Here is a 13768-nt window from a genome sequence, read left to right as displayed (position 1 = left end):
GTGGTCTGGTCTAGTGGATGACTGCCTTGAGCAGGATCATGGCGAGCCCGAACGTTCCAGTGGTGAGGGCTCCGATGATTCGCCAGATCCATGGGGCGCCGCGTCGGGCGTACGCGATGAAGCCAAGCACGGTGAGCACCAAGACACAGGTCCAGAGCGCAAGCCAGATCGTTGTTTGGTCATCGATCAACTCCGTCGCGCCCAAGAGCAGGATGAACAGCGGGATCAGGGAAGAGGTGAGCAGACCCAGCGAGCGGTGCATCGACTGTCCGAATGCCTCTTGAAGGGAAGTGAATCGGTCAACTTCGAACCCGTGGTGAGCCACTGTCCCGGCATACACATGCGCAGCCCAGAACACCAGCACCGTGGTCGCGACGGTGGTGAATACGGTCCAGGAAGTCCCGTCCTTCGCGCCGGCAACGACGATCATGCCGGCGACGAGCACCACCCCGTAGACGGCTTCTTCGGTAACGAATCCGGCGCGAACCATCCGGCCCGTCCGTGTCATTTTGTTCGTCATGGTCCCGACTCCCCGGCCTGCGGTTTCGATTCGTGAGCTCGCGGCAATCCTACGAGCGCCTTGTTTGTGGTCTCGACCTATTTCGCTCGAGACGCCTTGGTGGCGGCCGTTCGCGGCACCTTGATCAGGATTCCAGCAAGGATGAACACGAACGCGGCCGCGAACTGTGCGGCGAGCCACCACTGACCTTCGAACGGCAATGGCACCACCGGATTCCAAACCACCGCGATCGCAATGAACACCGGCAGCCACCACCATTGGTGAGCTTGCACTGCGAACCAGGAAACGATCAGCGCCAAGATCGAAACGACGAATTGAACGATGGTGAATCCGCCACCATCCAGCACCACCACTCCAAGCAGAAGCGCCATGGCGGCGATGAGGCCGGGAGCGAGGGCGTTACGTTGCCCGACCGCTGGGGCGTTCTGTCGAGGGCGCGAGTTCTTGGGCATTTCTCCTGCGTTTCTGATGGTTCGATCGATGGTCGGTGGTGTCGAGTGGCGAGGCCGGTCTTCAGTCTGGGTGAGTCATGTGGCCTCGCTTGGATGGTCGTCTCGTGGGCGCGGCTGATGGGATCCGGATTCGATGCCTTGGTCGTGGTCTCTCGCTTGGAGGCGACGCAGGTAGCTGTTGTAGGCCTCGAGTTCCGGGTCTCCGGTGCGGTCGATTCGAGCGTCTCTCACGTGAGCGCGTCGAGTGTCGTCCCGGTACCAGCGTCCGAGGAGCACCAGCGCCAAGGCCAATGTTGGTGCCTCTCCGTAAGACCATGCGAGTGCACCGGCTATGCCTTGGTCGGCCACTGGGTCGATACCCCATGAGGGCGGCGGCTCCCCGAAGTACGGGATCAATGGTGTGACGGCCATCATCACGATGACGCCGAAAAAAGCATGCAGCGGCATCTCGGCGAAGAGATCGAACAGCCGTCCGAGGTGGGATTGCCGCCGCGGCAACGGGTCGGCACTGATGAGTGGGATGGTGAAGAGAATCCCTGCCGCGAGGAAGAACAGTTCAAGTCCGAGGTGACCGGGCCAAGTCCGCAGAAGTGAGTCGGCCATCTTGCTGAGGTAGATCCCGTAGAACGCGAACAGGAACAACGGGACCATCAAGCCGGGATGTAGAAGGAATCGCGAGAATGAGGATCGAAGTCCCCAGACGGCGAGTCGAAGCAGGCTGAGTCCGATTCCATGATGCGGCATCGCCCGAAGAAGGAGCGTTCCTGGGGAACCGAGCACGAGGAGTGGTGGAACAGCCATCATGAGCGTGAGCTGCTGGAACATGAACACTGAGAAGAGTGCGTAGCCATATCCCTCGAGCCGGGTCGCGGTGACGGCGGCGATGATCGCGCAGCCGAGGAGGAAGAGCAGTGCTCGCCATGCTGGCCATGGCCGGCCGAGCCATCGGAGGCGAATCCAGCCACTGGTGTAGGCGGCCGCGAGGAGCGCGGCCACCACGGGGAGCACTGGCACCGGTTGAAGGTCGATCGCGAGAAATGCCTCAAGGCTCGGCGGCTGATCCGGGATCGAGACCGGGCCGGAGACGTCACCGTGGCGCATGGGATTTCCGCACGCGTTCGGGCTTCCGCGGGTCGGCCTTGCGGACGTCTTCGCCCGCATCCGCGGCCGAGCTCAGCAGGCCGGGTTCGTTCGTCGGCTTTCGGCGCTTCCATCGCCTGCCGAGGATCACCCCCAGGATGAGAGCAGGGACCGAGACGGCGGCGAAGGTGATGACTCCGGCGTTCTGTTGGTCTGAGAGCGGATCCAGCGGCCATCCTTCGATGATGACCCCGTACCACTCGGGTAGGAGCAGCTCAGGACCGCTGGCGAGCATCAGCCCGTAGACAGCGAGGAACGCGATCACGACAAGCGGGGTGAGCAGCCGCAGCGGTCCGGCTGCGGGTTGGGACCGAGTTCTTGTGCCGACGAAGGAGGAATAGAAGACGAGCCCGATGAGTAGCAGGTGCAGATTCGCCCATTGCTGGCCAACTGGGTCCGTCACCGCCCACTTCAGACTGGCGGGGATGGAGTACAGGATCAACGACGCGACGAGAAGCGATGCCGCGACGATCGGATGAGTCAGCACCGTAACGGGGCGAGATTCCAACACCACTCGGGTCCACTCCCGTGCGCCTCGGCTGCCGTCCTCTCGCTTGGGCACCGAGATGGTGAGCAACGTGACTGGACTGCCCAGAATGAGGAGGAGGGGAAGCACGAACGCGAATGTCATGAAGACGAGGAGTTGAGTGCTGAGCAAGTAGGTCGAGTAGACGCCCGGTGCGCCGTTCGTGAGATACCAGAGCAAGACCATGGCGGCCATCCAGGAGACGGTGCGAGATGCCGGCCAAGATCCTCCGCGGCGCCGGAGATGTGTGACCGCTCGTAAGTAGGACACGACACCGAGTCCCGCCAGAAGCAACCAGATTGGGTCTGGTGCCCAAACTGTGAAGGCACTATCCAACCCAAACATGGGCGGAAGAGGCTGCCCAGTGAGCCGCTCAGATGCACTCACCGCGATTTGCTCGACTACTGGCGGTGGCGTCCTGGAAAGGACCGCAGCGAGCCCGGACGCTACGCCCATGAGAGCGAGCTCCGCGATCACAAGACGCCAGATCGCGCGCTGTGACGAGCCCGGTGATGCCGGTTGTGTAAGAAACCCGCGGCGGTAGTACGCACCAGCAGCGCCGAGTATGAGCAGGATAAGGACTTTGCCGAGAAGGAGTAGTCCCCACCCGGTGCTCAAGAGTTGTTCAGGAGAGCTGAGCCGAACTGCCGCACCAATCGTGCCCGCGGTAACAAGGACGACGAAGCTGGCCAAGGCGATGGTCGAGTAGCGCTTCAACGCTGTATGGGCTTGAACACCCTGGAGCTTGCGATGCACCAGCACAAGTGCCAGGAGCCCGCCGATCCACGAGGCACTCGCAGCGACATGAAGCCACAATGCGCTTGATGCCGCAGTGTGACTTCCAGCGCCGGCAGCATGTCCTTGCAACGCGAGCGGGATCAGCGCGGCGAATGCCAGGATCGTGACGGCAGCCACGCCCGTGTGACTACGCACGGCGAAACACAGGATCGTCAGGACCGCGCCGGTGAGGAGGGTTGCGAGCCAAGCTCGACCAAGATCGATCTGGGTGAGGAACTGGCCGAGTCCTGGGCCGAATACCTCAGGCCGGACGGGTCCAGCAACGTTGAGGTAGGTGAGTACCGTCGCAGCGGCGGCACCAGCGGTCCAAACCAGACCACCGACAGCTGCAATGTCGAGGACCAATCCCCAGCCCGGCGAGGATCTGGCCAGCACGACCGAGGCTGTGAGCAGGCCACCGATGGTTGCCGCTGCGGCAAGGTTCACGATGCTCTTGGCGGCCGGCAACCCGTACTCAATGACCGGGGATATTTCGAACAGCGGCGCGGCACCCGCGGTTGTCAGGAGTACCGCGACGGTGCTCGCGGAAAGCGCAGCCACGATGATCAATGCGGGAATCAAGACGACTCGCCGAACCCCAAGCACCGTTGCTTCGCTCGGCACGCTGGTTCTAGAGAGGGAGGAGGACACCACCAATCACCGCCTGCAGGCCGAAGAGCCACATGCTCCACACGCCGGTGAGCATGAGCACACCGATCAGGATCAGGAGCACCCCACCGGCCAGGTTCACCGCACGGATATGTGCACGGATCACGCTCACCGCTGAGGAAGCCCAAGAGAACCCGAAAGCAAGGGCAAGGAACGGGAGCCCGAGGCCGAGGCAGTACACCAGCCCGAGGAGAGCGCCCCGGCCCGGCGAACCGCCCTCGAGACTCAAAGCGGCAATCGCGGTAAGCGTTGGCCCCATACATGGAGTCCAGCCCAGCCCGAAGACCACGCCGAGCATAGGAGCACCCACCACACCACCGGATCGAGCAATGGGCAGTCTCACGATGCGCTGAAGGAACCCGATCCGACCTGTGAAGGCAATCCCCATCAGGATGACGACGACTCCGAGCAGCCGCGTGATCAGGTCCTGCCAGGCGATCAGCCATGATCCGAGCGCCCCGAATAGGGCGCCATACGCGATGAACACGGCCCCGAACCCCGCAATGAACAGCGAGGTACCTGCGACAAGTCGCTTGCGAGCATTGGTTGGCGCCACAGTTCCGCCGATGAAACCCAGATAGCCCGGCACAAGCGGAAGCACGCATGGTGATGCGAAGGAGATCAATCCCGCTGCCAGCGCGATCGGAATCGCGAGGAGAAGTTCACCGGACAGTACTGTGCTGAAGAAATTGTCTGGGATCACTGTTGCTCCGGGACCACGGACTCGATCAGCGTTTCCAGGATCGACCGGCTTGTTACTCGCCCGAGGACCCGCGCGGCCACGCGATGCTCTGCATCAAGAACCAACGTTGTGGGGACCGCGTTAGGTGCGACGATCCCGCTGAACGCGAGCAGCACTTCGCTCTGGTCAGCATCCATTATCGAGGGGTAGGTCACGCTGTACGTGTCGGCGAACGCCTTTGCGGTCGCTGCCTGATCTCTGACGTTGACTCCGATGAACTGCACGCCGGCCTCGCGGAATTGTTCGGACAACGCCTGCAGGTCCGGTGCTTCTTTCCGACAGGGAGCACATCCCGCGTACCAGAAATTAACGACGAGTGGTTGGCCGTCGAAGTCGGTCGATGCGATCGGCTTGCCGGTTTCCGTGATGCCTGCGAATCCGACTGGCTCGCCGCGCTCGGCGACCGGGATCTCCGTGATCGTGCCGTTCCCGGCGATGAAGTTCTTCCCACTCCCCTCGCGATATTGGTCCGCCACGTCACTGGAGGCACACCCGGTGAGGACGAGCGAGCCGGTGACCGCAAGCACCACGATCGGGAGAAAGGGCTTCTTCATCGTCCAAGGGCTGCGTCGATGGCTGAGACGAGGTCGTCGGCCGACTGAAGTTCGAGACGCTCCCCATTGAGGAAGAAGGTCGGCGTGCCGGCGACGCCGAGCGCAGTCCCGTCTTCCTGGTCCGAACGCACTCGTTCCTCGGTCGTGGGGTCAGCGACGTCCGCGTCGTACTTGGTGAGGTCCAGCCCGAGCTCTTCGGCATACTGGCGGAAGAGTTCTGCTTTCGAGTCCTGCTGCTCGGCCCATTCCTTTTGGGTTTCGAAGAGCATGACGTACATCTCGTCGAACTTGCCTTGTCTGGCGGCAGATTCGGCGGCGATCGCGGCGTTGAGTGCGTTCTTGTGACTCGGAATCGGGAAGTACCGGGCAACGAACGTGACATCGCCGGCGTACTTCTCGCGGAGCGACTCGACAAAGGGGAAGGCCGCGCCACATGCCTCGCACTCGAAGTCGAGGAACTCGACGAGGGTGACGTCCCCGGTTCCAGGCTCGCCGACGACGTGGCTGTCCTCACGCACCGCCTCAACGACCGATGCCGCGGCGGAGTCCGAGTCAGCTGAGCCGGATCCGGATGAGCCAGGCCGGGTCACGAGGAAGATGACGACGACCGCCAGGACGAAGGCGAGGACCGCACCAACGTTTATCCAGAGCGTGGTCCGGCCTGTGCGTTTCTTCGCCGCAGCGGGACGGTCGGCCGATCGGGGCGGATTCTGACGGGCAGAATTGCGCTGGGTGTTCATGATGTCTCCAATTCAGCCGACCATCTCGGTCAGCCACGCATACGGGTCGACAGGGGTATCGCCGTCTTCCCAGATTTCCAAGTGCAAGTGCGGGCCCGTGCTCTGCCCCGTGTTGCCGACCTCGCCGATTTTCTGACCGACCGAGATGACGTCGCCCTCGGCAACTTGCAGCGAGCCGAACTGCATGTGCGCGTACAAGCTGACGTATTTCCGGCCGTTCACGACGTGCTCGACGCGGACTGAGACCCCGAATCCGGAATCCGATTCCTCCGCCGCAATCACCACACCATCGGCGATCGCATCGATTGGCGTGCCTTCACCAGGCGTCATGTCGAGTCCTAGATGGAATGTTGAGCACCCACTGCACGGCGCCTCCCGAGGCCCGTACCTATCTGTGAGCGGCACGCCCACTGGGAACGGCCACTGGATGGCAGAACTTCCGTCATTCACGAAGGTCGCTGCGGTTCGCATATTCGCGACGGCTTCGAGCTCTTCACCAGTGACGGCCGAGTAGCCGTCTTTCGAGAGCACTTGCAAGCGCGCGTCGGACGCCACGGTGAGCGACTGCGAATCCCTCGCCGCAGACGGGCCGACGGAGGCATCCGCGGTAAGTGGCCCGATCACCGCTGCCGGCATCACGCTCGTGGCCAACAGCACCGCCACGCCAAGGCGGGCGAGGACGCGGACGTGGAATCGACGAGCGGGTTTCGTCCTCGTCTCCTGGGGACTGGGCGGCGCATCCGGAGTGCGCCCATGTGGGCGCCTGCGGATCCGCTCCGCCTCCTGGCGTGCTTCACGCCGAGTCAAGGGTGGACTCGGTTCTTGGGGGCATTTACTCATAGACACTCTCTGCAACAAGCCAGATCGGCTCGACGGGCACGGAAGCGCACAGGGCCGACGGCAAAGTGGTTCGCCGAGGAGGCGCCACGAAGCCGAGAACCCGGGTCGCTTCTAGACCCGGCTAATGCAGAGAGTGGTGAGAGTTATCCTCGGCGCCCAGGAAGCTTCAAGCAGCGGCGGTGACCAGAGGAGGAACGAAGGTGAAGCGACGACCATCGCAGATGGTTGACGTCGAAGGCGGAGGAGCACCACCAACAGCGCGGTCACGCATCCCAAACCGATAGACAGGCACAGCGCAAGCGGGTCGGTCATCGGAAGGGCATCCCGATTGTTGGACGCCGAGATCGACACCTCGCCCGCAGACTCACCATCATGCACAATCTCAACGCCAGTGGAGAGCGGCGCATTTGCTGAGTGGCTGGTCTCATACGCGTGGGCAAGCAACAACGCGACTGCCGTTCCGATGATTAGCAGTGCGGCGAGAAGTACGCGCGGGAGACGCTGCCGCCGTGGCGACGTCTCGATGCGGCTCATGTCATACCTCGTCGACTGGGATGTTCGGAACACAGAGAAGATAACAGATCCGCATCGGACCTTCCCGGGCGGGTCAGTTGGGACGAGCGCGCCGCGACCTCCAAGCTGGCCGACTCACGACCAGCACGAGCGCGGAGAGTCCCAGTCCGGCGACGAACCACTCGATCTGCCTACCGATCACGATGGCAGGGGTCATCGTCGTTGAAAGTGGCACATCCGCCACGATCGAGCCCGGCATCCACGTCGAAAGTTGATCGTTCACTGAACCGTCCGGGTGGACGATGGCGCTGGTACCCACCGTGGAGATGTTCACCACGCTCCGGGCCGTCTCCAGTGCCCGCATCCGTGCGATTGCGAGCTGTTGAACACTCTCATCGGTTCGGCCGAAGTCGGCGTTGTTCGTCTGAGCGAGGATCAGCTGAGCGCCGGCCTTGATCATTTCCGTGACGAGTTGGTCATCGGCGATGTCGAAGCAGATCGACACCCCTGCAAGGACCTCACCGAGCGCAAAGACGTTCTCTCGAGTACCGATCGAGTAATCCCGGGTCACGAGATCGACCAGTTCAGGGGCGAATGGTCTCCAGAACGACCGATCTGGCATGTACTCGGCAAACGGCACCGGATGCGCCTTGTCATACCAGTCGGTCGCGCCTTCGCCGGCTTTCCAAAGCAGGGAGGTGTTGAAGAACTCGTCGCCGCGAGCGGTGATGGTGCCAACGACGAGCGGCGCACCCATCACCTCGGACAACTCGTCCAGAACTCGGGCCGAATCTGCAGATCGCAACGGATCGACGTCGGTGCTGTTCTCAGGCCAGACGACAACGTCGACCGGTCCGACCTCGGGTCCTGGAGTGGCAGCGCGATGCGCGCGGAGCAAATCGCCCGCACGGTTGTCCGCAAACAACCCTGCATCCGCACCACCTTGAACAGCGACGACCCGTAAAGTCCCTTCCTGCCCAGCCGGCCAGCCAGGCAGGGCGACCAACGTGAGTGAAACCGCAGCGATCGCGGTCGCGGGAACCCACGACATCACCGGCCGATACCGAAGGACCTGCACGGAGAACGCTGCCAGCCATGCCATGACGAAGCTGACTCCCGCGGCACCCAACCACGGCAGAAGGTCTGCGAACCCGCCATCGACTTGCGAGATGGACAGCCTCCCCCAAGCGAACCCACCGTACGGCCAGACGGCGGCTAACCCCTCCCGCGCCGTCCAGAGCCCGGCGACCACAACCGGTATCAACCCGAACCGGCCCGCAGGTGTGGGCCAGTGCGCAGCTCCTCGGTTGAGCACGACCGAGATCGCACCAGCGCCCAGGGCAAACAACGAGGTCTCGAGGGCCGAGAGTGCGATCCATGGAAGTGGACCGAGATAGAGCGTGAGCCACTCCACGTGCAACAGCCAGAAGGTTCCCCCGGATACGGCGCCAACGAGTGCCCCGGTGGCGAAGTTGCGACCTAGCAAACAGGCAAAGAGAACGGTGACCGCCACTGGGGCGGCCCACCACCATCCACGGTCGGGAAACGCCGCGTCCAACAGAGCACCACTTGCGGCTGCCACGGGCACGGCGACCCAAACGGGCATTGGAGTCCATGCCGCAACGGCGGGATTATTCACAGCGCGCAGCATATTCGGGCGAACCTGTCAGTTCACCAAACGGCCCAAGGTCCGTCGACAAGAAAAGGATGCCCTCGGGCGGACCCGGGCCATCGGCCATCTGGTCAATCAACAGCGGTATTTGCCGCTATCATCGGCGTATGACGATGAATCCGGAGGTGGCGCGGATCGAGCTGGCGCCAGCCGCACTACTCTTCCGCGCACTCGGTGAGCCGAACCGGCTCCTGATCCTGCAGCACCTGCTGACCGGCGAACACACCGTACGAGAGTTGACCGTCCACCTCAATCTCGCCCAGAGCACAGTCAGCGCCCATCTCGGCTGCCTCTCGGACTGCGGGCTCGTCTCTTCACGACCGGACGGACGTTCGACCATTTGGACGTTGAGCGCTGAGGCGCACCTGGTATCGCTTCTCGGTGCGGCCGAGCGCGTGCTCGAGGCGAGCGGATATGCGATCGTGCTGTGCCCGACCTGCGGGGTAGGCACCGGATCTGAGAGCGATGACAGCTCGCTCGCCGCTGAACGGATCTGATCGGTGTCACACGATCACGAGCACGGTGGTTCGACGAATCGAACCCGGTTGGCGATTGCGTTCGCGATCACCGCATCCATCCTGGTCGCGGAGGTCATCGGTGCCGTTGTGACGGGGAGTCTTGCGCTCCTGGTCGACGCCGGACATATGCTCACTGATGCCGGCGGCCTGCTGATGGCCCTCATCGCCGCCTCCCTCTCCCTTCGCCCAGCGTCTCCCCGATTCACGTGGGGCTTCAAGCGCGCCGAAGTCCTGGCCGCGCTCGCGCAAGCAGCCGTGCTGCTCGCAGTTGGGCTGTACGCGTTCATCGAAGGAGTGAAGCGGCTGTTCGAGCCGCCGGAGGTCTCATCGACCGGACTGCTCGTCTTCGGCATCATCGGCCTCGCGGGGAACATCGCAGCCATCCTGATCCTGAGCGCCGGGCGTTCGGCGAACCTGAACATGCGTGCCGCGTTCCTGGAGGTCATCAACGACGCCCTCGGATCCGTCGCGGTCATCATCAGCGCAATCGTGATCGCCACCACAGGTTGGACGCAGATCGACGCCCTGGCGGCCATGCTGATCAGTGCACTGATCATCCCCCGCACGCTGCTCCTGCTCAAGGAGTCGGCGACCATCCTCCTCGAGTCCACCCCGAAGGACCTGGATCTGGATTCCGTTCGCGAGCACATCCTCGCGATGCCGCATGTCGCCGCGGTCCACGACCTCCACGCATCACAGATCGCCACTGGGCTGCCCGTCCTCAGTGCCCACGTCGTCGTCGAGCCGTCCTGCTTCCGCGACGGCCACGCTCCGAAGATCCTCGGCGACTTGCAGGAGTGCGTAGCCACGCATTTCAGGGTGAACATCGAGCACTCCACGTTCCAACTCGAGCCCGCTACTCACGTCGCCGGAGAAGCGGAGGTTCACAACTAGGGCCTTTCATCGCGAGCGCCGCACAGCATCATCAGTGCGGCGCTCGGGACTGAGGTTCGGCTCCGGCTCCGGCTCTCTACCTAGTCTGCGATGGCTTCGTCCAGTGCGGCGCGGATGTCCTCGGGTGAGCTCAATGGGATGTACTCGTCGTTGATGAAGATCGTCGGCGTTCCAGTGGCACCCAGTGCCGTCGCCGCGTCGAAGTCGAACTGCACGCGAGCTTCGGTTTCTGGGTCCGCGACAGCGCGATCATAGGCGTCCATGTCGAGTCCGAGGTCATTGGCGTACTGGCGGAACAGGTCAGCTTTCGAGACGCGCTGTTCGCCCCACTCGGCTTGGGTTTGGAACATCCGGTGGTACATGCCCTCGAACTGGCCCTGCTGGGCTGCCGCTTCGACAGCGATCGCCGCCGTCCGGGAGTTGAAGTGGCCCGGCAGCGGGAAGTACCGCGTCACGAAGGTGACCTCGCCCGCATAGTCCTCGCGCAATTCCTCGACGAAGGGGTAGACCGCGCCGCAGACTTCGCATTCGAAGTCGACGAACTCGGTGAAGGTGACCGCACTGTCGTCAGCGACGTCGAGGCGGTGGCTGTTCTCGGCGACCACCGCCGGACCCGCCTGACCTTCGGCTACGGCGGCAGGCTGCGGCTGGTTGAGCGCAACGGATGTCACGACACCGGCGACGGCGAGCACGACGACGCCGATGATCCCGATCTGGAGTTTGGTGCTGTTCTTCATGCGGCGGGAAGGACCTTTCGTCCGCGGGCCGCGCGGATTCCGTTGAGGATGACGACCACCTCAGCGAGCTCGTGGACGAGGACGACGCCGGCGAGGCCGAGCACGCCGAACAGGGCGAGCGGGAATAGCACGACGATGATCGCGAGCGAGAGGACGATGTTGCCCGTCATGATCCGACGACCGCGACGCGCGTGGGCGAGCGCCAGCGGAATCAGGCGCAGGTCGGTGCCAGTGAAGGCGACTTCCGCGGACTCGACCGCGGCCGCGGAACCGGTCGCGCCCATCGCGATGCCGACATCGGCGGCAGCGAGAGCGGGGGCGTCGTTGATGCCGTCCCCGATCATCGCGGTCGGCTTCACCCCCGAGAACGCTTCGATCGCTGCAGCCTTGTCCTGGGGGCGGAGCTCCGCCCGGACGTCAGCGATGCCAACCTCTGCGCCGAGGGCCGCTGCGGTGCGTGCGTTGTCGCCGGTGAGCATGACGCTCTTGAGTCCCGCAGCGTCGAGGTCGCGGATCGCATCGGCGGCTTCGGGCTTGAGCTCGTCGCGAATGCCGATCACGCCGGCGATCACGCCGTCGGTCTCGACGACGACGACGGTCATGCCCCGGGTCTCCATCGCGGTCGCCCGCTCCGTGAGCACGCCCGGGTTGAGCCAGCGGGTGCTGCCAACGTGAACCGTGATCCCGTCGACGATGCCGGCAAGCCCGTTGCCGGCTTCTTCGGTCACGTCGCTGGCGGTCGGATGCTTGGGCGCTTCGGCGAGGATCGCGGCCGCCAAGGGGTGGGTGCTGTTGGCCTCGAGTGCGGCCGCCAACCTGACAACCTGAGCGCTCGCGCTCGGCTCTACACTGGCGACGGCGACAACGCTTGGCTTGTTGCGGGTCAGGGTGCCGGTCTTGTCGAACGCGACCGTCCGGATCGCGCCCAGCTGCTCGAATGCCGCACCGGACTTGATCACGACGCCGAATCGGCTCGCCGCGCCGATCGCCGAGATCACCGTCACCGGCACCGCGATCGCGAGTGCGCATGGCGATGCGGCGACCAAGACCACGAGCGCGCGCTCGGTCCAAAGGCCGGGGTCGCCGACGAGGAACCCGAACCCGATGATCAGCGCAGCCACGATGAGCACGACCGGAACGAGAGGACGCGCGATCCGGTCGGCAAGACGGGCACGCTCGCCCTTACGGGCCTGCGCCTGCTCGACCAGGCGGACGATCGTGGTCAGGGAATTGTCGCGGCCGTCTGCTGTCGCTTCGATCTGGATCGTGCCCGACCCATTGATCGAACCGGCTGGCACCGGGTCACCCGGCCCGACCTCAACCGGGATCGATTCACCCGTCACCGCGGACGTGTCGATACTGCTCCGCCCGGCCACCACGATGCCGTCCGTCGCAGCCCGTTCACCAGCACGGATCACCAGGATGTCAAGCTCACGGACTTCCGCTGCCGGCACGGTGACCTCACCGGAAAGCCGCGACACTCGGGCCGTTTCGGGGATGAGGGACAGCAACGCCCGCAAACCGTGCCGTGCACGATCCATCGCCCGATCCTCGAGAGCCTCCGCGATCGAGAACAAGAACGCCAACGCGGCCGCTTCACCGACATGACCGAGCAGGACGGCCCCGATCGCGGCGATCGTCATCAGCAGACCAACGCCCAGCTTGCCGCGCAGCAAACGCCGAACCGCACCCGGCACGAAGGTCGCAGCACCTGCAAGCAGACTCGCACCCTGCACCACCGTCGCCGGCCAGCCAACCCCGGACCACTCCAAACCGAACCCGACCGCGAGGAGAACGCCGGAGACCACAGGCAACATCAGCGCCCGATCACGCCACCACGGCGCAAGCTCGTCGTGCTCGTCGTGCTCGTCGTGCTCGTCGTGCTCGTCGTGCTCGTCGTGCTCGTCGAGGTCAGTCGGCAGCTCGTTCGCCGCAGACAACCCGCCCGCCGCAAGATCCGGTCGGCGACCGATGCTCACGCTCACACCCTCGTCCGGGCCGCAGCACTCCCGGCTCATTCGCCCGCTCCCGTTCCGCAGCAGAACGGGAGGTCGCAGTTCTCATCCACGCAAGCCACCCCGTCATCGACGGCGAGTACGACATCAACCAACGAGGTGAGCGCGCGCGTCAGGTGCGGGTCGGCGATCTCGTATCTCGTCGATCGCCCTTCCGGGATCGCGACCACAATGCCGCACCCGCGCAGACAGCTGAGGTGGTTCGAGACGTTGCTCCGCGTGAGCTCGAGATCGTGTGCAAGCTGGGCCGGGTACCCAGGCTCCCGAAGTAGGCTCAGCAGAATCCGCGAGCGGGTCGCATCCGCCATCGCCCGACCCAACCGGTTCATCACATCAACACGCGAAGCAATAGTCAGCATTCGCTGAATATACAGCATTCACTGAATCGTCGATTCAACCTCGTGCCCGAGGAGCGTTGACGCACCTCAGGCACACTCAGGTCTTACTTCACAAGTACTT

General features: G+C 64.0%; 15 protein-coding genes. 2 read left to right on the top strand and 13 right to left on the bottom strand.

Translation table 11 applies throughout. The annotated features are described in order from the left end of the window. Positions 1–10: 10 nt before the first annotated feature. The 10 genes from ACR3IO_RS14245 to lnt all read right to left on the bottom strand — a co-directional run bounded on the left by ACR3IO_RS14245 (position 11) and on the right by lnt (position 9112). Complete coding sequence (locus tag ACR3IO_RS14245; RefSeq protein ID WP_434071873.1) at positions 11–520, bottom strand: hypothetical protein; 510 nt, start codon at positions 518–520, stop codon at positions 11–13. 77 nt (positions 521–597) lie between these two features. After that, a complete protein-coding gene (locus ACR3IO_RS14240) occupies positions 598–972 on the bottom strand; it encodes a DUF6804 family protein (protein WP_434071872.1) in 375 nt (124 codons plus the stop codon). A gap of 75 nt (positions 973–1047) precedes the next feature. Next, positions 1048–2073 carry a cytochrome c oxidase assembly protein gene (locus tag ACR3IO_RS14235; protein WP_434071871.1) on the bottom strand — a complete coding sequence of 342 codons (1026 nt, stop codon included), beginning with the start codon at positions 2071–2073 and terminating at the stop codon, positions 1048–1050. Then, a complete protein-coding gene (locus ACR3IO_RS14230) occupies positions 2060–4039 on the bottom strand; it encodes a cytochrome c oxidase assembly protein (RefSeq protein WP_434071870.1) in 1980 nt (659 codons plus the stop codon). The genes ACR3IO_RS14235 and ACR3IO_RS14230 overlap by 14 nt, the downstream gene beginning before the upstream one ends. 7 nt (positions 4040–4046) lie before the next feature. Further along, positions 4047–4784 (bottom strand): cytochrome c biogenesis CcdA family protein, encoded by a 738-nt coding sequence (locus tag ACR3IO_RS14225; protein WP_434072016.1) that lies wholly within the window; start codon positions 4782–4784, stop codon positions 4047–4049. Continuing rightward, positions 4784–5380, bottom strand: coding sequence for a TlpA family protein disulfide reductase (locus tag ACR3IO_RS14220; protein WP_434071869.1), 597 nt, complete (start codon positions 5378–5380; stop codon positions 4784–4786). Before ACR3IO_RS14220 ends, ACR3IO_RS14225 begins: the two co-directional genes overlap by 1 nt. Then, on the bottom strand, positions 5377–6120 hold the full coding sequence (locus tag ACR3IO_RS14215; RefSeq protein WP_434071868.1) for a DsbA family protein: 744 nt from the start codon (positions 6118–6120) through the stop codon (positions 5377–5379). The genes ACR3IO_RS14220 and ACR3IO_RS14215 overlap by 4 nt, the downstream gene beginning before the upstream one ends. A 12-nt stretch (positions 6121–6132) precedes the next feature. Then, positions 6133–6591: a M23 family metallopeptidase gene (locus ACR3IO_RS14210; RefSeq protein WP_434072015.1), complete on the bottom strand. Its 459-nt coding sequence runs from the start codon at positions 6589–6591 to the stop codon at positions 6133–6135. 480 nt (positions 6592–7071) lie between these two features. After that, the gene (locus tag ACR3IO_RS14205; protein WP_434071867.1) at positions 7072–7494 is read right to left on the bottom strand and encodes a hypothetical protein; all 423 of its coding nucleotides are present in this window, start codon (positions 7492–7494) and stop codon (positions 7072–7074) included. A gap of 73 nt (positions 7495–7567) precedes the next feature. Continuing rightward, positions 7568–9112 (bottom strand): apolipoprotein N-acyltransferase, encoded by a 1545-nt coding sequence (lnt, locus tag ACR3IO_RS14200; RefSeq protein ID WP_434071866.1) that lies wholly within the window; start codon positions 9110–9112, stop codon positions 7568–7570. A gap of 140 nt (positions 9113–9252) precedes the next feature. On the opposite strand from lnt, the gene ACR3IO_RS14195 reads away from it, so the two are divergent. Next, the gene (locus ACR3IO_RS14195) at positions 9253–9642 is read left to right on the top strand and encodes an ArsR/SmtB family transcription factor (RefSeq protein WP_434071865.1); all 390 of its coding nucleotides are present in this window, start codon (positions 9253–9255) and stop codon (positions 9640–9642) included. A 3-nt stretch (positions 9643–9645) separates the two neighbouring features. Beyond that, positions 9646–10557: a cation diffusion facilitator family transporter gene (locus tag ACR3IO_RS14190; protein ID WP_434071864.1), complete on the top strand. Its 912-nt coding sequence runs from the start codon at positions 9646–9648 to the stop codon at positions 10555–10557. Between the two features lie 80 nt (positions 10558–10637). On the opposite strand, the gene ACR3IO_RS14185 is transcribed toward ACR3IO_RS14190, so the two are convergent. The 3 genes from ACR3IO_RS14185 to cmtR are packed head-to-tail and all read right to left on the bottom strand — an operon-like array spanning position 10638 to position 13668. Beyond that, complete coding sequence (locus ACR3IO_RS14185) at positions 10638–11294, bottom strand: DsbA family protein (RefSeq protein ID WP_434071863.1); 657 nt, start codon at positions 11292–11294, stop codon at positions 10638–10640. Further along, positions 11291–13312: a heavy metal translocating P-type ATPase gene (locus ACR3IO_RS14180; protein WP_434071862.1), complete on the bottom strand. Its 2022-nt coding sequence runs from the start codon at positions 13310–13312 to the stop codon at positions 11291–11293. The genes ACR3IO_RS14185 and ACR3IO_RS14180 overlap by 4 nt, the downstream gene beginning before the upstream one ends. Continuing rightward, a complete protein-coding gene (cmtR, locus tag ACR3IO_RS14175; protein ID WP_434072014.1) occupies positions 13309–13668 on the bottom strand; it encodes a Cd(II)/Pb(II)-sensing metalloregulatory transcriptional regulator CmtR in 360 nt (119 codons plus the stop codon). Before cmtR ends, ACR3IO_RS14180 begins: the two co-directional genes overlap by 4 nt. Positions 13669–13768 lie beyond the last annotated feature (100 nt).

This window comes from Agromyces sp. Marseille-Q5079, from assembly GCF_051016555.1.
GTDB lineage: Bacteria > Actinomycetota > Actinomycetes > Actinomycetales > Microbacteriaceae > Agromyces.
Note: the sequence above shows the minus strand (reverse complement) of the source record. Positions and strands in the feature narration are given on the sequence as shown.